Origin of the sequence: Rhodococcus sp. IEGM 1372, from assembly GCF_030056835.1 — a bacterium.
GTDB lineage: Bacteria > Actinomycetota > Actinomycetes > Mycobacteriales > Mycobacteriaceae > Rhodococcoides.
Genome location: NZ_JASHKS010000041.1, coordinates 12824 through 38060, shown reverse-complemented (window position 1 = coordinate 38060; position 25237 = coordinate 12824). Strand labels below are relative to the sequence as shown.

Annotated in this window: 20 protein-coding genes and 1 pseudogene; 13 read left to right on the top strand and 8 right to left on the bottom strand. The window is 63.2% G+C overall.

What is annotated here, in order from left to right; genetic code table 11:
- Positions 1–205: 205 nt before the first annotated feature.
- Both QM590_RS22275 and QM590_RS22270 read right to left on the bottom strand, forming a co-directional pair.
- Positions 206–400, bottom strand: a pseudogene (locus QM590_RS22275) (HNH endonuclease signature motif containing protein); the annotation flags it as partial.
- A 135-nt stretch (positions 401–535) separates the two neighbouring features.
- Positions 536–1636, bottom strand: coding sequence for a hypothetical protein (locus QM590_RS22270; RefSeq protein ID WP_269596410.1), 1101 nt, complete (start codon positions 1634–1636; stop codon positions 536–538).
- A gap of 125 nt (positions 1637–1761) precedes the next feature.
- On the opposite strand from QM590_RS22270, the gene QM590_RS22265 reads away from it, so the two are divergent.
- The 4 genes from QM590_RS22265 (at position 1762) to QM590_RS22250 (ending at position 4892) form a co-directional block, all read left to right on the top strand.
- A complete protein-coding gene (locus QM590_RS22265) occupies positions 1762–2205 on the top strand; it encodes a hypothetical protein (protein WP_269596411.1) in 444 nt (147 codons plus the stop codon).
- Positions 2160–2888 (top strand): hypothetical protein, encoded by a 729-nt coding sequence (locus QM590_RS22260; RefSeq protein WP_283279305.1) that lies wholly within the window; start codon positions 2160–2162, stop codon positions 2886–2888. Before QM590_RS22265 ends, QM590_RS22260 begins: the two co-directional genes overlap by 46 nt.
- A 142-nt stretch (positions 2889–3030) precedes the next feature.
- Entirely contained in the window at positions 3031–3969 is a 939-nt protein-coding gene (locus QM590_RS22255) for a DNA-methyltransferase (RefSeq protein ID WP_269596413.1), read from the top strand.
- The gene (locus QM590_RS22250; RefSeq protein WP_269596414.1) at positions 3963–4892 is read left to right on the top strand and encodes a HindIII family type II restriction endonuclease; all 930 of its coding nucleotides are present in this window, start codon (positions 3963–3965) and stop codon (positions 4890–4892) included. The genes QM590_RS22255 and QM590_RS22250 overlap by 7 nt, the downstream gene beginning before the upstream one ends.
- A gap of 284 nt (positions 4893–5176) precedes the next feature.
- Here QM590_RS22250 and QM590_RS22245 read toward each other — a convergent pair whose 3' ends face one another.
- On the bottom strand, positions 5177–5599 hold the full coding sequence (locus QM590_RS22245; protein WP_269596415.1) for a hypothetical protein: 423 nt from the start codon (positions 5597–5599) through the stop codon (positions 5177–5179).
- A 578-nt stretch (positions 5600–6177) separates the two neighbouring features.
- Between QM590_RS22245 and QM590_RS22240 the strand changes: the two genes are divergently transcribed.
- The 5 genes from QM590_RS22240 to QM590_RS22220 all read left to right on the top strand — a co-directional run bounded on the left by QM590_RS22240 (position 6178) and on the right by QM590_RS22220 (position 10319).
- The gene (locus QM590_RS22240) at positions 6178–6444 is read left to right on the top strand and encodes a hypothetical protein (protein WP_269596416.1); all 267 of its coding nucleotides are present in this window, start codon (positions 6178–6180) and stop codon (positions 6442–6444) included.
- A complete protein-coding gene (locus QM590_RS22235; protein ID WP_269596417.1) occupies positions 6441–6587 on the top strand; it encodes a hypothetical protein in 147 nt (48 codons plus the stop codon). The genes QM590_RS22240 and QM590_RS22235 overlap by 4 nt, the downstream gene beginning before the upstream one ends.
- A gap of 138 nt (positions 6588–6725) precedes the next feature.
- On the top strand, positions 6726–8747 hold the full coding sequence (locus QM590_RS22230) for a bifunctional DNA primase/polymerase (RefSeq protein ID WP_269596418.1): 2022 nt from the start codon (positions 6726–6728) through the stop codon (positions 8745–8747).
- A gap of 644 nt (positions 8748–9391) precedes the next feature.
- Positions 9392–10021, top strand: coding sequence for a recombinase family protein (locus tag QM590_RS22225; RefSeq protein ID WP_269596436.1), 630 nt, complete (start codon positions 9392–9394; stop codon positions 10019–10021).
- Between the two features lie 4 nt (positions 10022–10025).
- A complete protein-coding gene (locus QM590_RS22220; protein WP_269596419.1) occupies positions 10026–10319 on the top strand; it encodes a hypothetical protein in 294 nt (97 codons plus the stop codon).
- Here the strand turns inward: QM590_RS22220 and QM590_RS22215 are convergent, their stop codons facing one another.
- The 4 genes from QM590_RS22215 to QM590_RS22200 form a co-directional block, all read right to left on the bottom strand.
- Positions 10320–10922 (bottom strand): DUF4145 domain-containing protein, encoded by a 603-nt coding sequence (locus QM590_RS22215; RefSeq protein ID WP_269596420.1) that lies wholly within the window; start codon positions 10920–10922, stop codon positions 10320–10322.
- Between the two features lie 31 nt (positions 10923–10953).
- Positions 10954–12486, bottom strand: coding sequence for a recombinase family protein (locus QM590_RS22210; protein WP_269596421.1), 1533 nt, complete (start codon positions 12484–12486; stop codon positions 10954–10956).
- A 12-nt stretch (positions 12487–12498) separates the two neighbouring features.
- The gene (locus QM590_RS22205) at positions 12499–13785 is read right to left on the bottom strand and encodes an HNH endonuclease signature motif containing protein (RefSeq protein ID WP_269596423.1); all 1287 of its coding nucleotides are present in this window, start codon (positions 13783–13785) and stop codon (positions 12499–12501) included.
- 208 nt (positions 13786–13993) lie between these two features.
- On the bottom strand, positions 13994–15466 hold the full coding sequence (locus tag QM590_RS22200) for a cryptochrome/photolyase family protein (protein ID WP_269596425.1): 1473 nt from the start codon (positions 15464–15466) through the stop codon (positions 13994–13996).
- Between the two features lie 127 nt (positions 15467–15593).
- Here QM590_RS22200 and QM590_RS22195 point away from each other — a divergent pair, with 127 nt between their 5' ends.
- From QM590_RS22195 to QM590_RS22180, 4 genes are all read left to right on the top strand, one after another.
- On the top strand, positions 15594–17246 hold the full coding sequence (locus tag QM590_RS22195) for an alkaline phosphatase D family protein (RefSeq protein WP_269596426.1): 1653 nt from the start codon (positions 15594–15596) through the stop codon (positions 17244–17246).
- An 18-nt stretch (positions 17247–17264) separates the two neighbouring features.
- Complete coding sequence (trhO, locus tag QM590_RS22190; RefSeq protein ID WP_269596427.1) at positions 17265–18107, top strand: oxygen-dependent tRNA uridine(34) hydroxylase TrhO; 843 nt, start codon at positions 17265–17267, stop codon at positions 18105–18107.
- 2 nt (positions 18108–18109) lie between these two features.
- Entirely contained in the window at positions 18110–18985 is an 876-nt protein-coding gene (locus QM590_RS22185) for a pseudouridine synthase (protein ID WP_269596428.1), read from the top strand.
- A gap of 100 nt (positions 18986–19085) precedes the next feature.
- Positions 19086–19301: a hypothetical protein gene (locus QM590_RS22180; protein WP_149407980.1), complete on the top strand. Its 216-nt coding sequence runs from the start codon at positions 19086–19088 to the stop codon at positions 19299–19301.
- A 138-nt stretch (positions 19302–19439) separates the two neighbouring features.
- Here the strand turns inward: QM590_RS22180 and QM590_RS22175 are convergent, their stop codons facing one another.
- Complete coding sequence (locus QM590_RS22175; protein WP_269596437.1) at positions 19440–24917, bottom strand: ATP-binding protein; 5478 nt, start codon at positions 24915–24917, stop codon at positions 19440–19442.
- Positions 24918–25237 lie beyond the last annotated feature (320 nt).

The following is a 25237-nucleotide window of genomic DNA, read 5'->3' as shown; positions in this document are numbered from 1 at the left end:
CTGAGCTCGGCGTGTCGAACCAAGGACCGGATCAACCGTTATTCAGACAGTCCCTTCCTGTTCCAACACCTGCTCGAGGTGATGTGGCACGACCGCGGTGTCTGATCCTTGATTCGACCGAATCAGCCTGGCAAACAACCTCTTCCAGCCCCGCACCGTGTTCTCGGTGCGGGGCTGGTGTCGTTGGTGGATGGGGTGGACCGGTTCAGGCGATGTGGGGGCCTGCGCGGGCGTGGGATGGTCTCGGTTGTCGGTAGGGGTCGACGGTTGCCGGTGGGATGAACCAGGGGTGGTTGTCGGTGCCGATGAACACTTCCCAATCGGAGTGGTGCATGAGGCGGTGGTGGAATCCGCACAGGAGGACGAGGTTGTTCATGTCGGTGGGTCCGCCGTCGCCCCAGTCAACGTGTCATAAACAGTACAGCGTCAATCCGACGTACGCGCTGGTCAGACGCCAAAACGCCCCCGGAGGTCAACGGTACGGCTGACTGCACGGGGGCGAGAGGCGCGCGCTGGCTCGACTCAGCGCGCGGGATCAGAAGATCGTTGGGCTGGCGTACTCGTCCGCAGGGGTGATCTGGAGGACAGCAGCAGCGCCGCGATGACGAACGCCGACGCCGAACGCTCGGACGTAGTAGCTGTTCTGCAACGGGTAGGCGCTGTTGTCGCCGGGGATGAGCTGCAACCCGCGCAGGTTCGGCGTCTTGTGCTCGCGGAACGCCAACGGAGCGTGCGCGCCGCCGCTTGCGACTGCTGTCACGTATCCGACGGGAACCCAGCTCGACGTGACGATGAACGCTTCGCCGTACGAGCCGACGACCTTCAAGCCCTCATAGGACGCAGGCGCACGGTCACCGATGATCGTCTGGTCCGACAGGAACGCAGGGGCATTCGCCGCTGGGATGAAGTCGTTCGCTGCTTTGCCGCCGTCAGCGGCTTCCTGGCCGGCGCGGAACGTCGTGATGATGTCTGCGTCGTCGGGATGGGCGAGAATGACGATCTGCGAACCGAAGTCAGCTCCGTAGCCGTGTTCGGTGATGTTGCGGATCAGGTAGTCGAGATCCGTCGCCTCGAATGCGCCGTTGGTCGTCCTGTAGTGGTCGTGACCAGGCGCGAACGACTTACCCGCGTAGCTCGGCGGCGTCGCGTCGTCTTCGCCGTCCCAGAGGGAGTAGACCGAGACGTTGTTCTCGTTGATGTTGCGCGTGAGCTTGGTCGTCTTGGTCAGCAGCGCATTGAGGACGTCGCGGAAGACCAGGCGGTTGTCCGCTTCGAGGATCGACGCGTGGATCGCTTCGAGCTGACCCGACTCGACCTCAGCGAGGAAGCGCCACGTCCACGCTTTGCGCACGTCGTACCAGTCGAACGGGAAACCGAATTGCAGCAGAGAGGGACTGACACGAACCGACTTGGGAACGCCGAACTCCGACGCCTTCTCGAACTCGGTGTCACCGATTGACTGCTCGACCCAGTCGGACGAGTTCGTCGTGTTCGCCGTGAACAGTTGCGCGACTGCTGTGCGCTGCGTGTTCAGTAGTTTCAGGGTCGCTTGGAACTCCGCCCAGATTGCCGACCAGTCCTTGCCGTCGACTGTCTGGTGGAGGTCCGCGACTGTGCTGTACCCGTTTGCTGCCATGGCTTTTCGCCTTCCGGTGTTGTTGGATTCTACGTTCAGAGTACGTCAATGTCGTTGCAGGCGAACAGCATTGGTTGTACCTAGCGATAGACTGGACAGAGGGACAACACCAAGGGAGACAACACATGAACGTGATAGACGAGATCCTCACCAACATCGAGCAGTCCGAGAAGGTGTGGCCGCACAACGCGCACCTGCTGAACGACAAGCGGATTGGCTACTACGTGCGCTTCGCACTTCGGAACCGCGGTGACTCGTTAGTAGAGGGTCCGGCTCTTGTTCCCCCGGTCGGACTGTCTGCTGACCTCTTCCACGACTTTGTGTCCTATCCGTTCGAGGACCCAGCGTCGATGCTTGCCAGCATGGATCTGTGCGAAGCTCGCGGTCATGCGTGCGGCGCTCCCGCGTTCGTCTGTGGTGTCTGCTCGCGTGCACTCGGCGACATTCCGCGCAGGCCCAACGTCTTCAAGATCGTCTGGGTGTCTGCACCGCCGAGCGTCGTCGGTGTCGCGCTCTGCTCGACGTGCGCGCCGACGATCATCGACGCCTACAAGCCAGTGAGGATCTGACGATGCCGCAGTGCGTCGCGACGACGGCGAACGACAATCGAGGCCGCGCCGGTCAGCAGTGCGGGCGCTACGCGGTCAAGGGATCTGACCTTTGCTTCGCCCACGGTGGCGTCCGAACATCGAACACACCCGAGGCGATCAGCAAGAGGATCGAGAACCCCGCCGTCACGTGCTCAGCTCGACGCAGCAACGGCGATCCCTGCGCTAACTACGCCATCAAGGGATCGACCGTCTGTCTTCACCACGGTGGCGCAGCTGGCCAGACTCGACTCGCCGCGTCCCAGCGGATGGTCGAGATGCGACTGAAAGCAATCGGCGTCGTAGACGGCATGCTCGATGACCCTGCGCTCGACCCGGCTATTCGACTGCGAGCTGCACAGATCGTTCTCGACCGATCGGGCATGGGACCTACGTCGAAGATCGAGCACGAGGTAGAGGTCAAGCCGTACGAGCAACTGCTGAAGGACGGCCTGGTGACGCGGGACGTTGCCCTGCCTCCTGGTGAGAGCGACGCCCAGCACGAGATCATCGACGCAGAGGTCGAGGACGAACCTCCCGCTGCGCCAGCGGGTAAGCCAGCCTTCGATCCCAACCGGGTCTGGAAGGCAGAGGCAGCCGAGCCTCCCCCTGCTGAGCAGCACAACGTGGTGGCCTTCCCGACTAGGCCTATCGACCGGACCTAGCCAACTTCACTTCGCGCCCAACAAGCCAAACCGCCGCCGCCCTACCAGGTGGCTGATACCGACTAATCAAGACTCGACCTTGCCGAAACACGAGCGTCTGAGCTGCATGCCCGACGGATCTACGGCACGCTAGGTTGTACCTATGGACGAAGCGACCGCACTCGGTGCCGGACCCCTACAGCAGTTTGTTCATGGCGACGGCATTGAGGGGACCAAGACCCTGCCTGCCGACTCCGTTCACGCCATCATCAGCGACATCCCATACGGCATTGGCGCTGAAGACTGGGACGTGCTTCACAACAACACCAACTCGGCGTATCGAGGTGCGTCGCCAGCCCAACTCAAGGCTGGAAACTCAACATTTAAGGCTCGGGGGAAGCCGATCAATGGGTGGTCTGCTGCGGATCGTGCCATTCCGCGCGAATACCAGCAGTGGTGCAGCGCTTGGGCTGAGCACTGGCTACGGGTATTAAAGCCTGGCGGAAGTGCCTTTGTATTCGCAGGACGCAGATTCTCGCATCGCATGATCACTGCGCTCGAGGACGTTGGCTTCTCCCTTAAGGACCAGATCGCGTGGATAAAGCCAAACGCGCCACATAGGGCACAACGGGTTAGCGTCGTGTTTGAACGACGTGGCAACACGGCTGCGGCACAGCAGTGGGATTCCTGGCGACTCGGAAATCTTCGACCTACGTTCGAGCCAGTAGTATGGTTCACGAAGCCGTACAAGGTAGGTACGACGATCGCTGACAATGTCCTCAACCATGGCGTGGGCGCTTATTACCCGGACGCGCTAAACACGGTATCGCGAGAAGTCTCAAATGTACTGACATCTGGCATCACGCGTATGGAATCCGGTCTTCACCCTACCCAGAAACCTTTTGACCTAATGGCCGCACTCGTATCCCTTGTGACATCTCCTGGTCAAATAGTTCTGGATCCATTTGCGGGTAGCGGAACTACCCTTGCGGCGGCCAAGTATCTCGGACGCGGTTACATCGGCTTCGAGCTCGACGAGGGCTATGCTGGTATAGCTCAGAAGAGGCTTGACAATCTTACTGAGGTCAATCCGCTATGGTGACCCCCGAGTTGGTAGAAATCACGCCAAACGATCTGCTGGTCCGGGCAAACTGGATACAAACAATGCAGTCGCGCACCGGTCTCTTCTTGGACTCAACCGCGGCTGCCGAGGCGGCCCTTGAAGCTGAAATTGCGCAGAATGGCGCTTCGCCCTTGTTAGCGCATCTCCGACTCTGCGGAACAATCCCTGAATCCTTCGGGCATGATTCAAGTGAAGAAAAGCTCTACTCAAAGTACACAGATGCTGTGCTGTGCGAGACCTTTCGGTTCCTAGGAATGCGCAGCCTCGTCCTTGCCGGCCGCGCAGATTGTGCAGACGTCGAAGCCTTCTCGTCCGACCACAGTTTCGATCTGGTCGCAGATGCAAAAGTATTCAGGCTTTCGCGTACCGCCAAGAATGCAAAAGACTTCAAAGTGGCGTCGATGAACAGGTGGAAGTACGGAAAAAAGTACGCCACCGTGGTTTGTCCCATTTATCAGTTACCCACCAGCAACAGTCAGATTTACGAACAGGCCATTGCACTCGACGTGTGCATACTGTCTTATTCCCATCTGGCTACACTGGTTACTTACAAGAATTTGGGCCTTGGATCTCCCGAAGAAGTACTACAGTCGGTTCTGGATGTAACTACATACGCCAATCCGTCGAAGTCATCCGTCGATTACTGGACGGCCATCAATCGTGCATTCATAGAATTCGACCGAGCCAACATGGCCGAACTTTGGGCGCGTGAAAAACGCGCAAACGTGGAAGCAATCGCGTGTGCGAAGGTCGAGGCACTCACGCACTTGGCCGCAGAGCGAAGCCGGATCATGAACTTATCCCACGATGAGGCAGTAAAGATGCTGATCACAATGCGCAAAATTGATTCACGTGAGGCGTACATCAAATCGGTCACGGACAATCTTCTCTTGTCCCGTTAGGTAAAACCGCAGCTTTTCGACTACAAGCGAGCGTTGGGGGCGGCACATTAGTTACCCAGGAACACTAAAGCGCGCGCTGATCCACGACCCCACACTGGGGGCAGCCAGGCGTCGCACCCTGAACTGCACCGAGCAGGTGTTCAATGACTGGGCGCGACTCCCTCACGCGCAGCGTCTGGATGTGATGAACAAGCTCGGGCAGCAGGTCATCACCGAGATCGGTGACTAACGCCGGTCTGGCCGACCGCCGGGCGAACATGACGGTCGGCCAGAGGGAGCGACGACTACGCGTCCATCGGCGTCCCGCCCATGAACTGCATGACGTCGTAGTGGGCCTTCACTGCCCGCTCATAATCTGCATTCGACATCTCAACGAGTTCGCCCCGTGTCGATTCACCGTAATGCTGCTCGCTCCATAGCATTACGTACATGAGGTCATAAAAGCTCACCGCCCATCGGCCGCCGTTGTCGAGACACATTTTCGCCAGAACGCGGTTAATGTCGGTCATGTTCGCGCCACGAGCAATGTAGGTCGCGTCGAATACGACGATCCTGCCTGCGTAGCGCACATTTCTGAACCGGAGCGTTGGGCGGCGCGACACCGCGCCACCGTAGTAAAGCTGCATCCAAGATGCGAATTGTGCTGCAACACTGTCACTCTCGCACGCCATCCAGAAACGCCAGCATTTGGAGTCGTAGGGCTTCACAGATTCTTCCCGACGCTTCCCGAAGCAACGACGCGCACGACGGTTCGGGGAGCGCTCGCTGTTGAGCCACTCCGCCGTACGCATCGCGTGATCGCACGAGAGATCCGCATTTTCACCGAGCAGTGATCGGTGGGGCTTACCGCAGGTGGGGCCACTCAGCCCAGCGTCTCAGCTCAACTGAGAGGATCATTTTTTCGCTGCGTTTCCCTGCACGACGTTGCCGTGCAGACACCAATGAACCACAGCCTCGGCCACCCGTCAAGCGAATGTAGCGCGCAGTCGTCGCCTGGCAGTACAGGCGTTGCAAGATGTCGAAACCTGAACGTAGTATCGAGATCAGCATCGTCTGGCGATATGTCCCAGGCTTGGCGATGGCGGCAGCAAGTCCGACCAAGAAACAGAACCTGCTCGAGATTCCACAGGAGCAGGCCAAGGGTGAGAGTCCGAGTCGGATCAATAGCCAGGCCAGATGGTCTCTCGCGGAATGGGATTCTCCGCACAACACCGAATGATGTTCGCTCTCCTGCGTTCTGGTGTTGTGCGGCACCTGACTAGGAGCGCAGGAAGGCATCGAAACGATGCCCAGCCCGAACACCCGCTACGGACACCAGCCCATCCTTGTCCTGCTGCTGACGCGTGGCATCAAGTACGCGCAGCTCTCCCGAGACCATGACCTGAACTACAACCACCTGGCGAACGTTGTCACCGGACGGATCGCGGTATCCAAAGAGCTGCAACGCATTCTGCCGGAACTCCTGAGCGTTCCGCTTCATGAGCTGTTTACCGAAAAGGCGCTCGCCGATGGCGGCTACTCTTCCAAGGTTGCCTTGAAGGCAGCGTCGTGACTGCCGACGAGTTCGCCGAGCGTGCTCGCGAGGCCGCCCGTCGAAGCGCCGCCGAGCAAGGATTACCCGAGACCGTCACCGACCCCGGCGCAGTACGTCTGCTGCGCGTCCTCGTGAACGGGGGCGTCCATGCCAACACATGAGAAAGGCCCCGCCAGCGGCAGCTTGGACGGGACCAATCCCAGGGGTTACAACACAGTTGATCGGCTGACCGAGCCTCTCGTTGTCGAGTCTAGCGGGCGTAATGCGTTGACTGCCAGCGATGTACGGGAGTGGTCGCTATGAGGGACGTTCTGATGGGGTACGCCAAACGCGGCTGGTCGATCTTCCCCTGCCACTCAATCGCTCAAGGCAAGTGCTCGTGCAACAAACCCGATTGCGCCAGCCCTGGAAAACATCCGCGGACAACTCACGGCGTGAAGGATGCGAGCACGGACCCCGCGCAGATCGCCGCGTGGCATCGCGCCTATCCCAGTGCGAACTGGGCAGTGGCATGCGGTCCCGTATCGAACCTGTTCGTCGTGGACGTGGACCGCAAGTCTGGCGGATACGACTCGTGGAGCGCTTGGACGCGGGACAACCCAGTGCCGGACACATTGACTGCGCTGACAGGAGGTGGCGGGAGGCACTTCTACTTCGAGCACCCCGGCGCTTTGGAGGTCGGCAACAAGGTTGGATGGCTTACCGGGGTCGATGTTCGCGGAGAGGGTGGGTACGTTCTGCTGCCGCCGTCGAATCATCTCTCGGGAGGAACGTACAGCTGGCGTAATCCCGACGAGAAGCCCGCAGTAACGCCGCTGACGCTCACGCAGAGCATCGCGCAGAACGAACGCGACGACTCGTCTACAGAGCGCGTTGGTGGACTTCTCGAGGGCATCGCTGAGGGTGGTCGCAACGATGAGATCCACCGCCGAGCCGTCAAGGCGTTCGGTGCGCTCGGACCCGACCAGTTCGACGCGGTGCTGCTCCTTATGCTGCAGGCTGCGCGCAACAGTCCAGGCTCGACCCCGTTGACGGATCGGGAGGTTCGCACGACCGTGGCGAGCGCTCAACGGCACGTCGCCTCGACGGGCGACTACACGCAGCAGTGGATGCTCGATTGGGGTCGTGACCACGCTGCGCCTGAGACGGACGCTCTGGTCGAACGGCTCCTACGTGAGATGCGCGCCAAGGACACGGCGAAGCAGATTTACGCAGAAGAGGTGTCGCACGCTGCGCGCTCAGAGGTCCCCGACGTGGTCCCGCTCAGCGCGTCGGAGTTGCTGATCCTCGATGACGCTGTCGAGTACGAGTGGGTCATCCCTGGTCGTCTCCCTAAGGGCATCCGCCTGATCCTCACGGCGGACGAAGGCGCAGGCAAGAGCACGCTGCTGCGGTGGATCGCCGGATCCGTCGCGGCTGGTCTCGATCCGTTCGACTGGGTCAACCGCACGAGCTTCGACCCGCAACGGGTGCTGCTCGTGGATGTCGAGAACCCGTATGACCTGTTCCAGAATCGGTTACGAGAGATGACCGAGGCGTGGGAGGCCAACGGCGGGGATCGCGACCTGATGCTCGGCAACCTGTTTTTCTTGCCGCGTTCGGATTTTGGCCAGCCTCTCGCGCTGGAAGATCCGCACGACGCTGAGCGGGTCCGAAAGTGGGTCGCAGAGGTCAAACCCGATCTCGTCGTTATCGGTCCGATCTACAAGCTGAGCGACCACAACGAGCGCGAGGAGCCGTTCTTTCAGGCGATCACGAAGCTCGTGGACGACCTGCGGGACGAACACGGCGTGACCGTCATTATGGAAGCGCACACCCCGCATGACGCGGATACGAAGCGTCCTATCGGTTCGAGCGGCTGGAAGCGTTGGCCTGAGATGGGATTTCATCTTGGGCGAACAGGCAGGCTGACCGAGTGGCGCGGCAATAGGTTCGGGACCGACGTGTCGTGGCCGTCGTCGTTGCGGCGCGCGCCAGAAGGCAACGCTGCGTTCGATCTCTCGGTCGAGATTTCGGATCTCGGAGAGGCAGCACGCGAACACGACGACAAGGACCGGCAGTTGCTCGCTCGCCTTGTGGAGGTGTTGTCCGAGGTCGAGAATGACGGCGCGCGTTCGTTCGTCAGGTTGAAGGCCACTCTGCGCGTTGGTGAAGCGGCTTTCAAGGCAGCGCTTGCGCTCGGCGTCGAGACGGGTGTTCTCGAAGTGCGCGCCGTCGGTAGTCGCGGAGCAAAACACGTTTTCACCTGTTCTGAGGCTCCAGAACAGGTAGGCGCGCCGAGCTGTTCTGACGAGTCCAGAACAGGTGAGGACGATTTGTGACGTTTGCGCTGGTAGAGGTGTTCTGGAACACCTCAGAACAGGTCAGAGAACACCTCGAGTTGAGCTGTTCTGGCGAGCTGTTCTGGACTGGTCAGTAGAGACCAGAACAGCGAAACAGCTGGGAATAGAACGTGAAACGTGAAGCGACGACCCTTGTACCTAGATGAGGTAACCGCAGTTTCGACTGCAAAGCGCTAGGAGAAGTCCGTCTCAAGCTCGCCCGCCCATACCGTCCGACGGCTCGCCGGCCAGGTAGGCCCAAACACCAAGAGAGACAACCATGATTACCTGCTTCCTCTGCAACCGTCAGTGGCCCAAGTCGAAGGCCCGTCACGCCGAAGGCTCGTTCTGGGCCTGTGGCGAACCGCGCCACTGCCACGAGTACATCGGCTCGACCGCTGCGCAGAAGATCCTGAAGGAAAGCCGAAGGCCGCTGTATCTGACTGATCCTGGCGCGTACCGAGCTGAGACAGCAGCGCGCAGGCTCTGAGTCCCTCTCTGGCTGGCGCTGAGCCAGCAGTCGAGCAAGCGTCCGGGGTCAACGTCCGAACGCATCTGAGGACCTTATTTGCACTGGTCACCTTCGCCTTTTTCAATCAATCGACCGATTGCCTGAAGGACATTGATTGAAGGGACCGACCGAGATGCGAGTTATTGGATACGGACGTTGCTCGACAGACGGCCAGGACACGAGCCTCGACGTGCAGCACCATGCCGTCATGGCCGAGGCAGAGAGGCGAGGCTGGACCGTTACGTGGTTGTCGGACAAAGGGATCAGCGGTGGGAGCGTGAACCGTCCGTCACTGCGTGCTGCGCTGGCGCTGCTCGAAGCTGGCGAGGCCGACGCGCTGGTCTCCACCAAGGTCGACCGACTCAGCCGATCCACGGGCGACTTCGCCGATCTGCTCGCCACAGCGCAACGGCAAGGGTGGAACGTCGTCGTGCTCGACCTGGGCATGGACCTGTCGACCCCGATGGGCAGAGCCATGTCACAGATGGCAGCAGTCTTTGCCGAGCTGGAACGGAACCTGATCGGGCAGCGCACGCGAGAAGCGCTCGCCGTCAAACGGACTCAAGGTGTCGTGCTTGGTCGACGGGCCACCACTCCTGCCGACGTTGTGGCGCGTGTCTGCCGTGAGCGTGCCAAAGGCGCAACGCTGCAATGCATCGCGGACGGTCTCAATGCTGACGGTGTCCCGACCGCTCAAGGAGGCGCGAGCTGGAAGCCCGGCACGATTTCAGCCCTGCTCCGACGAGCCGCGCAGGTAGTCTGACTCCATGCCGCCACCCAAGGGACCGTCCGTCGTAGTGGGCTTTGCTGACAGCGACGTGCAGGCGCATCTGTTCGTTGCCGACCACAGCGTGAAGGTCAGCTCTGTGACCGTCGAGGTTGCGACGAAGAACGAGGGCGCGCCGCGCGAGATCGGGCACGCCATTCGGGTCGCACCCACCGACGTTGAACTTCCCTTGCAGGCCAGCGGGAAGCATCCCCAGCGCCGTGAGCCACCGATTGTCGTTTACCCAGACGGAACAGTCTGGGTTGACCCTTCGATCAGGCGTCACAGCAAGTAGCTAGGTGTTCGCCTCAAGGAACGGCAGCTCGTAAACCTCGTGCAGCAACTGTCGCGTGAACGTCGCGACGGTGGTGGCCTGCTCTTTGTCGATCGACGCCAGGTCGTGATTCGCCTCGTTGCCGATGTCCTTGATTCGATCGACCCACTTGCGGTTGCGCTTCGTGATCACGCCTTCGCTCTGGAGGTGGTCGATGCACTGGAAGAAGTTCGGCGCGCGATCCTTGTCGTCTTTTTCAGGCAGTCCCTCGGTGACCGCCATGTGCATGAGCAGTTTCCGGCACATCATCACGGAAGCGGTGAAGGCTCGCGCCGAGAGGCAGGATCGCACCTCGTTCCAGGTGGCCTCTGTATCCGCATCCAAGCCCTGCGGAACATCGAGCGGCATGGTCGACGGCGCCAAACCGTAGCGGTCGTTGAGCACTGCCCCTCGGCGACAGGACATGCAGCGCAACCACGCCACTCCTGGCGCTCCCCAACCCTGCTCGACCATGCGCACGACGAACATCTGCGTTGATGCAGCGCAGAACGAGCACTCGAACATTCCGAACGCGTCCGGGTCGTTGTCGTTGTGCATCACCAGGTCGTCGCTCACGTTCGCCATACCGATCAGTATGCCCGGGGACTCCGACAAACTAGGCGCGCCATTCGATCGTCACGCGTGCTTCAAGCACGGCGAGCTGATGCGCGCGCTTACGGTCCTCGAACTGCTCGGTGGTCTCAACGTTGCGATGGTGCAGCGTGTACGGCAGGCCGGCCGGATACTTGCCGATCACGATCTTGTCGATGACAGCTCCGAGAATCGAATTGCGGCGAGCGACCGTCTCGTCCTCCCAGTTAGTACGTAGCGTTACGACGCTGTCGATACCAGCGAGGACTGACTTTTGCGCCGCAGAGAGGAGCTGACGCTCACTGTCCGCTATCCGGGAAGTCAGTCGATCACGCTGGCGAACGAAACCAGCGCGGTCGCCCTCGAACAGGCCGTCGTAGTAGTCGTCTTCGAGCTGACGCAACCTGGTGTGATCAGCGTCGATGGCCTTGCGTAGCTCGACGTGTTCGTCACTCGTGGTCTCGTCGGGTGCCAACGCAGGCGAGTCCAGCCGAGCGAGCGCACCTTCGACTACGTACGTCTCCAACGGTTCGCGAGCGATCCGCGAGCTGTTCGTGCAACCCGCGGTGTTCGACATTGCGCAGACCCAGCCGCGAGTCCCGCGACCACCGCTGTAGACCGACGCGACCATCGACCGTCCGCAGCCGCCGCAGCGCACCAAACCGGAGAGCACGTACTTGCCGGTTCCGGGGCCTGAGCCGAAGCCTTTGCGTCGCCGAGACGGGTCCGACAGCAGAGTTCGTAGCTTGTCCCAGTCGTCCTTGCTGACGAGCGCAGGCCAGTCCGCCGGGAACAGTTCGCCGTCGTGTTCGCGCATCCCGATGATCGTCGCCGTCGTCAGCGAGCGCTTGAGAGGCGAACTGCGCCAGGGGTTCCCGCGTGACGTGGTGCGTTTCTCCTCGTTCCAGCGCTTGACGATCGAGTGCAGGCTACCTCCGCTGAGTAGGTGCGCGTACGCCTCGCGAACCATCGGCGCGTGCTCACGATGCTCACGCAATGTGATGACCTTGCCGTCCTCATCCTTGACGAGTTCATATCCGAAAGCGGCTGACGCGCCGTGATATTGACCCTGCATGGCTCGGTGCCGCGCTGCGTCTCGCACGCGACGGCTCGTGTCGCGACTCGACTTGTTCGCGTGGTTGACCTCGCCGCGAGCGGAGTAGATACCGTGGTCCGAGTCGAGGGCCATGTTGCCGGTGTACGACTTGACTGTTCTGCCGAACTGTTCGACAACCTCGATCAGGTTCTCGAGATCGCGTGGCTCACGAGCGACCCGGTCGAGGTCGTACGCGATCAGCGAGTCGAACTCCCCGCGACGTAAAGCGGTCAGCATCTGCTCGAACAGAGGTCGCACGTTGCGTCTGACCTTCGCACCGTCTGGCAATTCGACCGTAGTCTTTTTCCATGCCGAGGTGTCGTTGTCGACGTAGACGTGGGCGACCGACCAGCCTAGATTCGAGGCCAGCGACCGACAGTCCTGCTCTTGCCGGTCCACACCGACCTTGCGCTCGTCGCGGTCAGAGCTGATGCGGACGTAAACCGCGGTTCGTGTGTTCATTTCTCAAAAATACTAGGCGGTGTACTGACCGTGACTGTTTGACCAGTGCCAGATGTGGTGTCCTTCGGTCCAGGCGGCGGGTTTTCCGCAGCCGGGGAACGCGCAGCCGTGATCGCGGGCGGTCAGGGCTTTGCGTTGTTTCGCGGTGACGGTACGGGCGGTGCGGGCGAGGTTCAACGGGTTGCCGTTCTCGTCCATCACGATCGCGGTCAGGACACAATCGCAGGCGAGTTGGCGGGAGGTGTTGCGGGAGAGCGGTCCCATCCACGGCAACCACCCCACCGAAGCGCCGTCGCCGAACAAGTCGCGATACGCGCCACGATCAGCGGCACCGCGGTCACCTTGACCTTCATCTTCACTGCCACTGCCACTGCCACTGCCACTGCCACTGCCGTTTTCGTCGTCCGGTTCGGTTGCTGCGTCAGTGTCGATGGGGTTGCCGGTGTTGATGTCGACGGGATCTGCTGCGCCGGTGTCGGATTCTGTTGCTGCGCGTGAGGTTTCGTCGTCGGTGATGTCGTCGGCGTCGGCACTGTCGCGGAGGTCGGTGAGATCGCGCAGGCTGATGTGCAGGTTCAGGTGCGGGCGCTCTCCGCCTTCGATAGGGCGGTCACTGGAGGCGAGGTACTGGTCGACGATGTGCCCGAAGGCGTCGGCTCTGCGCTTGGCGGGGCTGCGCTGGTCGTGGGTGCCGTCGGCGGCGGGGTGGGGTTCGGTCAGCGGGGAGAGTGCGGTGAGCAGTTTCTCGCCGGTGATCGCGTCGAAATCTCCTTTGAGTACCAGCCGACCGTTGAGGGTTGTGGAGGCGAAGAGTTCGTTGCGGTCGGTGTTCTCGGCGGGTGGTTTCTTGTTACCGAAGCTGTCTTCGAGTCTGGTGATCGCTGCACGGATCCGGCCGGTGCGTGCGTCGGGTCCTGTTGCAGATTTGATCAAGGCGGCGCGGGCCATGTCGCGACCCTTTTCCGGCAGGTGTTCCGGTGGGGTTTCGGCGAAGGTGAGGATCAGCGCGGCGTGATCGACGGACATCACACCGGTGTTCACGGCGTCGGCGATGTCGGGGAACGCAGCCATGCCGCGGGCGAGGGCGACGATCTTGGCGGCTTTGGACGGCGACAGCAGGGTGGTGGAGGTCAGCCAGCCGGCGGGTCCGGGGAAACCGAGCTTCTCCCGGCTCACGCGGGTGTCGATCTCGCCGACGAGAGCGATCCGCCGGGCCTCCAACAACTGAATTCGGTGGGAGACCGCGGCAGATTCGGCGAGCAGTTCACTCTCGCTCAGTTGCCAGATCTCCGTGGTCATGGAAGCAAGTGTATCGAACGCGCGTTCGACTGGCAACCATAGTGCAATCGAAAACTATTGCCCTGCATAAGGATTCGAGAATCGGAACCTGTCGGTGGCGTGTGATAGGAGCGCGGAATCCGTTTCCAGATGGTGATCGCGGCAACGATTCGTCACAGAGCGCAACGCTCTCGAAGTTCGGAAATCCCCGGTTCAGGCATCCGGCGCGTCAGTACACCTCGCGTTGACGTTCCTGTTCCAGCACTTGCTCCAAGTCGCTCAATCGGTTCATCGACGACACCTGCCGCGCGGTGCGGTGGTTCTGCGCCAACATCTCGCGATGCCTGTGCACGAATGCCCAGTAACCGGCGGTGAACGGGCAGGCGTCGTCGCCCAGTCTCTTTTTCGGGTTGAACTCGCACGGCTTGCAATAGTCGGTCATGCGATTCAGGTACGCCCCGCCCGAGGCATACGGCTTGGTGGCGATCACCCCGCCGTCCGCGTGTTGACTCATACCGATCACGTTCACCGGCATCACCCAGGCAAATCCGTCGACGAAAGCCGTAGCGAACCAGTCGGTCAGCGCTCGCGGATCCCAGGCGTGTTGCAGCGCAAAGTTTCCCAGGATCATCAGTCGGGGGATATGGTGCACCCACCCGCGATCACGCACGCCGTCGACGGTGCTGGACAGGCATTTCGCCACCACGGCATCTCCGTCCAACTCGGTCAGCCAATTCGGTAGTGGCTCATGTGCTTCGAGCTTGTTGCGCTCGAGGTACTCGGGCCCCAGATGCCAATACAGGTGCCACACGTACTCGCGCCAGCCGAGGATCTGCCGCACGAACCCTTCGACGCTCGCCAGCGGGGTGCCGTCTCGGTGCGCGTCCTCGGCGGCGTGCGCCACGTCCAGCGGTTGCAGCAGGCCGAGGTTCAGTGGCACCGACAGCAGCGAGTGCGACATCGTCCAGTCGTCGGCCATCACGGCGTCCTCGTACTTGCCGAAGTCGTCCAAGCGGTAGTTCACGAAGTGCGCCAACGCATCCGACGCCTCGGCAGCAGTCACCGCGAACACTCGTGGCCCGTCGACTCCGACCGTGTCGAGGTCCCAGTCGTCGAGGTCGGCGCGCACCTGCTCGTCGATCGCGTCCTCGGTCGGCCACCAGGGTTCCTCGACTCCGAGCGTCAGGCGTCCTTTCGGCGGCGGTGACTGATTCTCGGCGTCGAGGTTCCATTTTCCGGAGACCGGTTCGGAACCGTCCATCAGTACCCCGAACTTCTTGCGTTGCTCGCGGTAGAACGTCTCCATCCGAAAGGTGCCACGCTCGGCTGCCCACTCCGCGAAATCGGCGCGGGGCAGCGCGAACATCGGCGTCGGCAGAATCTCCGAGACCAGCCCCTCCTCGTGCAAGGCGGCGACGAACTTCTCCGCCGCGTGCGAGGTGGGCTCGAACACCACCACAGGCTTGCCGTACTCGGCCAACCCTTCGCGGTACGTCTCGGTCTGCAAGTAGGTGACGCGATCACCCAACTCGTCGGCGAGGTGCCGCATCCCTGACAACACGAGATGCAGCTTCTGTCGGTGGTATCTCCGACGCCGGAACACGCGCCTGGACTCGATCATCAGCACTTCTCGATCCGCATGCCCGTCCACGGAGTAAAAGTGCGGGCCGAGCTGATCACCGAACAACCACAGAGCGTCCATTCACGGAGTGTTCTCCCGCAGCGACGAAGGCAAACCAGCGTCCGGCACATGGCCGGCCGGTGAACACTGTGGCCGACCCAGGCGCGCCTTACTTGACCACCGACCATCCATCGCATGGACTGACCCGATGCACGCAGACTCTGCGCTTTCCAGAAGGACGTTTCTTCGCTCGTCGTCGGTGGCCGTCGCGGTGGCCGGAGTCGCCACGACACTGCCGGCGATCGCCCACGCGCAGGGCAGTGACCGCGGCTTTCTGCACGGGGTGGCGTCGGGAGATCCCTTGCCCGACGCGATCGTGCTCTGGACCCGCATCACCCCCACGCCCGACGCCACCCCGGGCTCCGGCGTCGGCCCGCAGGTATCGGTGACGTGGCGTGTTGCCCGCAGCGCGGACATGGGTGACATCGTCGCCTCCGGAACCGTCGAAACCGGCCCCGCCACCGACCACACCGTCAAGGTCGACGTCGACGGACTCAGCGCTGACACCACGTACTTCTACGACTTCCGGACGAGCGACGCGGCATCGGCCGTCGGGACGACGCACACCGCACCGGCCAACGACGCCGATATCGATGCAATGCGCTTCGGTGTCGTCTCGTGCTCCAACTGGGAGTCGGGCTACTTCGGCGCGTACCGGCACCTGGCCGCCCGCGGAGATCTCGACGCCATCGTCCATCTCGGGGACTACATCTACGAGTACGAAACCGGCGGATTTCCGGGCCGCGACGGGGTGATTCGGCAGCATTCGCCCACCCACGAGATCGTCACGCTCGCCGATTACCGTCAGCGCCACGGGCAGTACAAGTCCGATCCCGATCTGCAGGCGGCGCACGTCGGCGTGCCGTGGATCTGCACGTGGGACGACCACGAATCCGCCAACGATGCCTACGACACCGGCGCGCAGAACCACACTCCGGGCACCGAGGGCGATTGGTCCACCCGCAAGGCCAATTCCGAGCAGGCGTACTACGAGTGGATGCCGGTGCGGGCGGCGGGCACCGCAACCAACCGTCACCTCTACCGTCGGTTGCGGTTCGGCAACCTCCTCGAATTGTCGATGCTGGACCTACGCACCTACCGCTCGCAGCAGGTGTCGCCGTTCAACGGGCCCGAGGTCGATTCGCCCAACCGGACCATCACCGGCGCGGAGCAGATGCAGTGGCTCACCGACGGCATCGTCTCGTCGCCGACGCAGTGGAAGATCGTCGGCAATCCGGTGATGATCACGCCCACTCTCATCCCGCCGCTGGACCGGGACGCGGCCAGGGCGGTCACCTCGCTTCTCGGGATCCCGGAGGGCGGTCTGCCGTACAACGCCGATCCGTGGGATGGATACACCGCCGACCGCCGCAAGCTCCTCGGTGCCATCGTGGACGCGGGCGTCGACAACACGGTCTTCATCACCGGCGACATCCACTCGGCCTGGGCCTGCGAGGTGCCTCTCGACGCGGCGCAGTACGCAACCACCGAGCCTGCTGCCACGGAGCTCGTCGTCACCTCGGTCAGCTCGGCCAATATCGACGACCTGACGCGTACTCCGCCGCACACGCTGGGCCGGGTCGCCGAGGAGGCTTTCAAGGCGCTCAACCAGCACGTGAAGTTCGTGGACCTGGACAGTCACGGGTTCGGCGTCTTCGAGGTCACCAGGACGGCGGCTCGGATGGACCACTGGTTCCTCACCGCCAAGGAGGATCCGCAGACCGGCGTCTACTGGGGAGCAGGCTTCACCGTCGACTCCGGCACCCAGCGAGTCCGGGCGGCGGCACCACCTGCCGGGTAACGCGCCATACTTGTCGGCGTGGCTGTACCGAAAATCGTCCTGTTCTACGTGTTCACTCCGCTGCCCGATCCCGAGGCGATCCGGTTGTGGCAGCAAACGCTGGCCGCGTCGAACAATCTGACCGGACGCATCCTGATCTCCGAGCACGGCATCAACGCGACGGTGGGCGGTGACGTCGACGACGTCAAACGGTACGTCCGCGGCACCCGCAGCTATCCGGCGTTCAAGGCAGCCGACGTCAAGTGGTCCGAGGGGCTCGGCAACGACTTCCCGCGCCTGAGTGTGCGGGTGCGCGACGAGATCGTCACGTTCGGTGCCCCCGGCGAGTTGAAGGTCGACGCCGACGGAGTGGTCGGCGGCGGTAAACACCTGAGTCCGCAGCAGGTGCACGAGCTCGTCGATTCCCGCGGCGACGACGTCGTCTTCTTCGACGGGCGCAACGCCTTCGAGGCGCAGATCGGCAAGTTCAAGAACGCGGTGGTGCCCGACGTCGAGACGACGAGGGATTTCGTCTCCCAACTCGACTCCGGTGCCTACGACCACCTGAAGCAGTCCCTGGTCGTCACCTACTGCACCGGGGGAGTGCGCTGTGAGGTGTTGTCTTCGCTGATGGTGGCCCGCGGGTTCGAAGAGGTGTATCAGCTCGACGGTGGAATCGTCCGGTACGCAGAGACTTTCGGCGACGACGCGCTCTGGGAGGGCTCGCTGTTCGTCTTCGACAAGCGGATGGCGCAGAACTTCTCCGACCACACCGCCGTCATCGGTCGCTGCAGTGCCTGCGGCAATCCGACGTCCCGGTACCAGGACTTCGATGGCGACGCCGGTCGTGGTCTGCGGTTGATCTGTCTCGACTGCGCCTGACGATGCTGCCCTTCCGGGACGGTCTCGCTCCGCTCAGGCTGCTTCTGCCGCATGGTGATTCGGCCATCACGATCGTGGAGTATCTCGAACGTGAGCTGCCCGAGGACGACTGGCGGCGGGCCGTGCTCGACGCCGAAGTGGTCGACGAGAAGAGCCGACCGATCTCCATCGACACGAGGTATCGCGCCGGCAGTCAGGTGTACTTCTATCGTGTTCCAGCGCAGGAGGTTCCGGTTCCGTTCGAGATCGGCATCCTGCACGAGGACGACGACCTGCTGGTGGTCGACAAGCCGCACTTCCTCGCCACCATCCCGCGTGGTCGGCACGTCACCGAAACGGCGACCGTGCGACTGCGCAAGCAATTCGACTGCCCGGACCTGACGCCCGCGCACCGACTCGATCGCGCCACCGCAGGGGTGCTGCTCTTCACCAAGACCAAACATGCCCGACGGCCGTATCAGGAACTCTTCTCCTCCCGTAACGTCACCAAGGAGTACGAGGCCGTTGCGGGATTCGATGCAGCACTGGACTTTCCGCGCGTCGTGCGCAGCCGAATCCTCAAAGAGCACGGGGTGATGACGGCATACGAGGAGCCGGGGGAGCCGAACAGCGAGACCCTGATCGAACTGGTCGACACGTTGGGCACCGCCGCCCGATATCGACTCTTCCCCAAGACGGGCAAAACCCACCAACTGCGAATCCACCTGTCGTCGTTGGGGATTCCGATCGTGAACGACCCGTACTATCCGGTGTTCACCTCTGTCCCGGGCGATGACTTCGCCCGGCCGCTGCAACTCCTCGCCCGAGCACTGAATTTCACGGACCCGTTGACCGGTGAAGCGCGGCGTTTCGTCAGTGCCCGAACCCTCGAGCTCTGACGGCCGGCACCGTTCGTTCGTTCGGACGATTGTGACAATTGGGACGCGAGGTTAGCGTGTCGAGCGAACCATGTCCGATGGAAGAGAAGAGGAGAACAGCGTGAAGCGTCGTATTGCTGTTGTGTTGGGAGCCGCAGTCATCGCCATCGCGTCACCGGCAGTCGCGGTGGCCGATACCGGAAGTGCGAGCACCGGTAGCTCGAGCGGAGTGTCGAGCTTGTTCTCGGATCTGTCCCGGTTGTGGGAGGCCTGCTCGGTGACCATCTTCACCGGACAGTGCACCGGAATCGTCGCCACAGACGTGACCTACTGGTAAGGCGCGCCCTTAGCCAAACCCTCGAAACGACAAACGCGCGCGCATTCGCCAGACGCTCGCGGAACAGGTAACCATTCCGTGAGCACCCGGCAAACGCGCGCGCGTCTGCGTCGAGCACGATCCTGAAGAACCAGAGTCCTACTTGGCCAGCGACCGCGCCATTCCGCGTTCGATGGCGGCGACCAGCTGCGGGCGCAGTTCGGCGGCGGGGACGATGTGGTGCACCGATCCGACGTTCTGTGCTCGCTGGATGTTGTGGATGGCCTCGAATTCGGCTGCCACTTCACCCAGTTTGGCGTTGCGTGCGTTCGCTCGCACGGTGGCCAGTTCGACGCGCAGGGCCGAGCGGGTGGCGTCGTCCGCGGCGTTGTTCAGCGCAGTCTCGAGTTCCTTGACGGTCGGATCCGCTGCGGTGCGGGCGTTGACGTCGCGGGTGAACACCACAGCTGCGGCCGGGGCACCACCGAGCACGGAGGCGAAGGAGCCCTCCACTGCGAGGACCTCCATGTTGTCGTTGAGCGCTCCGGAGAACACCACGAAAGCGCCTCCGTGGTAGCGCGATACGACACAGAACACGACCGGTCCATCGAAATTGACGATGGCGCGGCCGATCTCGGCACCGTACTCGAGCTGGATGTTGCGCAGCGATTCCGGTGATCCGTCGAAGCCGGAGAGGTTGGCCAGCACCACGATCGGCCGGCTTCCGCTGGCGGCGTTGATGGCGCGTGCTGTCTTCTTCGACGAGTTCGGGAACAGGGTGCCCGAGGTCCACTGATCGGGGCCGTCGGACGGGAACCAGCCCTTACGGGGGATGGCTCGCGATTCGATACCGATGACGGACACCGGGATTCCGGCGAGGTGGGCGTCGAACACCACGGAGGTATCGGCGTCGGCCATGTCGGCCCAACGCTCGAGTACCGAGTGATCCTGGTCCACCACGGCGCGCATCACGGTGCGAATGTCGAACGGCTTCTTGCGGTCCGGGTTGGTGACCGAGGAGAAGATGTCGCCGACGGTGGTGAAGTCGCTCGACGGGTGCACGTGCGGGTAGGTACGCACGTCGCGTTCGGTCGGGTCTGCGGTGGCTGCTCGACGCGGGAAGCGTTCTCCCGGTGCGGCATACGCGTGGTCGTAGTGCGCGAACAGGATGTCGCACGCGGCCCGCAGGTTCGGTGCCCAGTACTGCGCCTGGCCGTTGGGGCCCATGACGCGGTCGTAGCCGCCGATGCCGAAGTTGTCCTCGGCCGAGACGCCGCCGGAGTAGTCCAGGGACTGCTTTCCGGTGAGCACCATCGCACTGTCGGGGGTCATCACCAGGATGCCCTTGGTGTGGGTGAGCATGGTGGCTTCGGCGTTCCAGTACGGCTGCGCGCCGACGTTGATGCCTGCGACGACGATGTTGATCTCACCGCCGGCCTGGGTGAAGGTGATGATGCGACGCAGGCCGCGTGAGACCCAGTCCATGTTCTCGGTGCCCGATTCCATGGAAATCGTTGCACCGGAAGACAATGCGAACCACTCGACGGGTGCGCCGAGTTGCTCGGCGAGGTCGATGGCCGCGACGATCCGCGAGCACTCGGCCTCGGCGACGGTGCCCAGTGCCTTGGTCGGGTCGCCGAACAGTGCGACGCGGGTGATGCCCTCGGGGTACTTGGCGGTCGGTGTGGTGGCCACACCGACGATGACGCCTGCGGTGTTGCGGCCGTAGGGACGATCGACCGGGGCGAGCACGCCGTCGGCATCGAAGTCGTACTCGGTGAACGTGCCACCGTTGCTGCTCAGCAACGGGATCAGCTCGTACGGGTACACGGTGCCGCGGGCCTGCGAGCGTTGCACCTTCTGGGTGTACTCGTCGAGTGGACGCATCGGCTCGGTCGGCGGCGGGGTTACCTTGGCCACGATGCCTGCACCGGAACGGTACGACAGGCGCAACGCGACCTCGCGCGGTGTCGCGCCCGGGGTCTCGGCTAGTCGTGCGATGAGGGTGATCTCCTCGAGGCCCGCGCCGATCGTCAGCGGCGCGATGTGCCGTGCGATGGTGGCGATGCGGTCGGCGGGCACGTTCAGGACGGGCCAGACGTAGAGCACGACGCGGTTGGCGTCGAGGCGCTTCTTGCCGCGTCCGGCCTGGGCGCGGCGGATGCCGTCGAGGCAGGCGGCGACGGTGCGTTCGATCTCCGGTACCGCGACGATGTTTCCGGCGTCGTCCAACTGTGTTGTGACGCCGCGGATCTCGGCGAGTGCGACGAGTCGTTCGTCGGAGGGGTTGGCCTTCGACGTCAGGTGGAACAGGTACGTTCCGGCGCTCGCGGGCAACCGGACACCGTCGAAGTTCTTCAGTCGCCACAGGTCGAGTCGCTGACCGGTCAGCGGATGCATGTCTCGAATGATCGTGTCCTCGGCGAGAGGCTCGGATCCTTCGGCCGTGGTGCGACGGTAGGTCATCTTGCGGGTGTCGGAACCGAAGGCGGTCACCGTCACGCGGCGCCAGTGGCCCGTCCCCGAGTGGGCAGCCAACACGGCTTGGAGCTGGGCCGAGAGTTCGTCGCCGTCGGTCGGAGCGTCCGGCCAGGACAGGTAGAGATCCACCGCCAGGTTTTCCGGTGCCGGTCCGGCGATGTCGTCGACCGAATCCAGAGTTGCTGCGAGCGAGTCGAAATCGGTTGCGGTCGATACCAGGTGCAGCCGTTCGCCCGAGAGCTCGAAGTTGCCGGTGACGAAGTGCTTGCCGTCGCGGTCGAAGGCCTTGACGTCTTCGAGGGTGCGGATCTCGTAGTACTGACGGGTGATCACTTCGAGCAGGGCACCGGGATCGGTGATCCGTTGTGCCAGTAGCTCGATCAACGGTTCCGGGGTGGAGACCAGAGCTGCGATGCGGGCGGAGTAGTCGGCGGCGTCGGGGTTCTCGGCAAGGTACTGCAGGCTGCCACGGACGCCGTCGTAGATCTTCTCGCGTGCACTGCGGATCTGCGGCTCGTCGAACAGCCGGAAGCGCAGGTTGCGAGCGACGTCGCCGATGACCGGGTAGCGGGCCTGGGTGGCACCGATGAGGCGCTCGAGTACCTCGGCCATGGCCGGGGTGGCTTCGGGCTGCGCCGAGCAGTCGCTGAGCCAGTGGCCGAGCAGCGCCGCGATGACCGGAACCTGGTTCTCCATGCGCTGCAGAGCGAGGAAGACGCGGTAGACGGCCTCTTCGAGTTCGGGGGTACGGCCCTCGTCGATCGCGGCATCGTAATGCGCGAGTGCGCGAGTGAGCTTGGCGCGGAACGAATCCGGGAGACCCTGAACGTCTGCGTCGAGCGAGTGCAGGAACGAGTGGAAGTGCTCACGAGGGGAGTGGACGCGCTCGTCGTTGCTTTCCTCGTCCATCGTCGGCCTGTTGCGAGAGAGCTCGCAGATGTCGGCGAACGTGTTGAGCAGATCCAGCTCGGCCGAGACCAGACCCGAATCGTTGCGCGGCACGTCGGCACGCAGAGTCTCGTAGGTGGACAACAGGTTTCGCGCCCGGGCTCCGCTGACGTCGAAGCCGGTGATGAGGGCGGCGAGTTCGTCGAGTCGGTCCAGTGCCCGACGCTGCGGCGAACGCTGTGCGGCATCGTCGATACCGCGGAACTGCACGCGCGGTGCTTGCTCGGAGACCTTCTGCTCACCGGCCTGATCGACGCGCAGCAGTGCCGCTCCGGCGTCGACCTGTCCGTTGACCGAGGCCAGTACCTCACGCACGGTGCCTGCGTAGGGGGAGCGGACGGCGGTTTCCATCTTCATCGATTCGAGGACGACGAGAGTCTGCCCCGCTTCGACCTCGTCGCCGACGGCGACCGGGACGGCGACGACGACGGCGGGTGCCGGTGCGCGGACCAGCCCGGCCTCGTCCTGGGAGATCTGGTGGCTGATGCCGTCGACCTCGACGAGGAAGTGCGCGGCTCCGGCGACAGTGACCACCTGGTAGCGACGGTCGCCGATGACGAGGCGGCTCTCGTAGGTGCCGAGGCGTTCGACGTCGACCTGCAGATCGCCGATGCCGTCACCGTCGATGCTGTAGCGGTGCGTGCCGGTCTGGCCGACCTCGAGCTTGTAGGCCTGGCCCTGGTAGTTCAGCTCGACCGTGCGGCCGATGGCATGGGTGGCGCGCGGCCGGCCGCCGCGTGCGGAGCTGAGGAACGCGGTGCGCTCGCGGCCTTCCTCGGCGTCGTAGGCGTCGATGGCCGCAGCGATGATGGCGATGTCGGCGACGGCCGTCGGGCCCACCTGGGAGCCGGCCTCGGTGCGGTCGAGCCAGCCGGTGTCGGCGGAGGCGGAGATGACTTCCTCGCGGTCGAGCAAGCTCAGCAGGAACGACTTGGTGGTGGTGCCGCCGTCGATGACGACGGTGGTTTCACGCAGCGCGTTGCGCAAACGAGCCAACGCTTCGCTGCGGTCGCGGCCCCAGGCGATGACCTTGGCGACCATCGAGTCGTAGTCGGGCGGGATGACGTCGCCCTGCGCGATACCGGTGTCGACGCGGATGCCGGTGCCGAGCGGGAACTTGAGCAGCTCGACGGTGCCGGGAGCCGGAGCGAAGCCGTTGTCGGCGTCCTCGGCGTTGAGGCGAGCCTCGACGGCATGGCCGAACTCGGTGGGGCATTCGCCGGGCAGTGCCTGGCCGTCGGCGACGAGGATCTGCAGCTTCACCAGGTCGATGCCGGTGGTGTATTCGGTGATGGGGTGCTCGACCTGGAGGCGGGTGTTGACCTCGAGGAACGTGAAGATCTTCTGCTCGGGCTGGTACAGGTACTCGACGGTGCCTGCGCCCTGGTAGCCGGCGGCCTTGACGAGCTCGGCGGAGGCTGTGCGCAGTTCGTCGGCCTGCTCCTTGGTGAGCAGTGGGGAGCTGGACTCCTCGATGACCTTCTGGTTGCGGCGCTGGATGGAGCAGTCGCGCACGCCCGGGGCCCAGACGTTGCCGTGGCTGTCGGCGATGACCTGGACCTCGACGTGGCGGGCATCGGTGACGAGCCGTTCGAGGAAGACGACGGGGTCGCCGAACGAGCGCTCGGCCTCACCCTGGGTGCGTTCGAGGGACAGTTCGAGTTCGTCCTCGTGGAAGACCTTGCGGATGCCGCGGCCACCGCCGCCGGAGCGGGCCTTGATGATCAGCGGGTAGCCGATTGCCGCTGCGTGACGCCTCGCGTCGGCGCGGGTCTCGACGGGGCCGCCGGACCACGGTGCGACGGGAACGCCGACCTTCTCGGCGAGGATCTTGGCCTCGACCTTGTCGCCGAGCAGGCGCATCGCGTCGGCCGACGGGCCGATGAAGGTGATGTTCAGGCGCGCGACGAGATCTGCGAACGTCGGGTCCTCGGCGACGAAGCCCCAGCCGACCCACACCGCGTCGGCACCGGACTCCACCAGCGCCGCCTCGAGGACGCCGTAGTCGAGGTAGGCCGAGCCGCTTGCAGGCTTGCGCAGCGTGACCGCTTCGTCGGCCTGGCGGACGAACATGGCCCGCTTCTCCGCTTCGGTGTGCAGCGCTACGGTGCGGATGCCGTAATCGTGTTCGGCGTTGAGCTCTCGGACGGCTCGGATCAGGCGTACTGCTGCCTCGCCTCGGTTGACTACTGCAATCCGCTTGAACAACGTATCTCTCTTCGCTCGGTGTGGGCGCACCGCGTCGGTGCACTCGATGGAACGTGGATTGGTGCCGGGCATGTCGATTTCTCGTCCATCGTGCGGCACTCCGATCGGCTCATTCTAACGGTAACGAGGCCCTGTGCATCGCCAACGGCGTTCGGCGTGAGTGTGATTGATCACCAACAAGTGAATCATATTCTGTGGCAAGCAATTTCGCTCCGAACCTGCTGTCGAGTTCTATTCACCTCGCTAACGTACTCGCGAGTAGCGTTGGCGCGTGGCGTAATTCGAGATTCGACGACTTCTGTTGCTACCGGCGGGTACAT

Excerpts from the sequence above, each read along its gene's own strand:
- QM590_RS22270 (WP_269596410.1), bottom strand. The coding sequence starts at position 1,636 with ATGGCAGCAAACGGGTACAGCACAGTCGCGGACCTCCACCAGACAGTC.
- QM590_RS22265 (WP_269596411.1), top strand. The coding sequence starts at position 1,762 with ATGAACGTGATAGACGAGATCCTCACCAACATCGAGCAGTCCGAGAAG.
- QM590_RS22255 (WP_269596413.1), top strand. The coding sequence starts at position 3,031 with ATGGACGAAGCGACCGCACTCGGTGCCGGACCCCTACAGCAGTTTGTT.
- QM590_RS22250 (WP_269596414.1), top strand. The coding sequence starts at position 3,963 with ATGGTGACCCCCGAGTTGGTAGAAATCACGCCAAACGATCTGCTGGTC.
- QM590_RS22240 (WP_269596416.1), top strand. The coding sequence starts at position 6,178 with ATGCCCAGCCCGAACACCCGCTACGGACACCAGCCCATCCTTGTCCTG.
- QM590_RS22230 (WP_269596418.1), top strand. The coding sequence starts at position 6,726 with ATGAGGGACGTTCTGATGGGGTACGCCAAACGCGGCTGGTCGATCTTC.
- QM590_RS22225 (WP_269596436.1), top strand. The coding sequence starts at position 9,392 with ATGCGAGTTATTGGATACGGACGTTGCTCGACAGACGGCCAGGACACG.
- QM590_RS22220 (WP_269596419.1), top strand. The coding sequence starts at position 10,026 with ATGCCGCCACCCAAGGGACCGTCCGTCGTAGTGGGCTTTGCTGACAGC.
- QM590_RS22215 (WP_269596420.1), bottom strand. The coding sequence starts at position 10,922 with ATGGCGAACGTGAGCGACGACCTGGTGATGCACAACGACAACGACCCG.
- QM590_RS22210 (WP_269596421.1), bottom strand. The coding sequence starts at position 12,486 with ATGAACACACGAACCGCGGTTTACGTCCGCATCAGCTCTGACCGCGAC.
- QM590_RS22205 (WP_269596423.1), bottom strand. The coding sequence starts at position 13,785 with ATGACCACGGAGATCTGGCAACTGAGCGAGAGTGAACTGCTCGCCGAA.
- QM590_RS22200 (WP_269596425.1), bottom strand. The coding sequence starts at position 15,466 with ATGGACGCTCTGTGGTTGTTCGGTGATCAGCTCGGCCCGCACTTTTAC.
- QM590_RS22195 (WP_269596426.1), top strand. The coding sequence starts at position 15,594 with ATGCACGCAGACTCTGCGCTTTCCAGAAGGACGTTTCTTCGCTCGTCG.
- QM590_RS22185 (WP_269596428.1), top strand. The coding sequence starts at position 18,110 with ATGCTGCCCTTCCGGGACGGTCTCGCTCCGCTCAGGCTGCTTCTGCCG.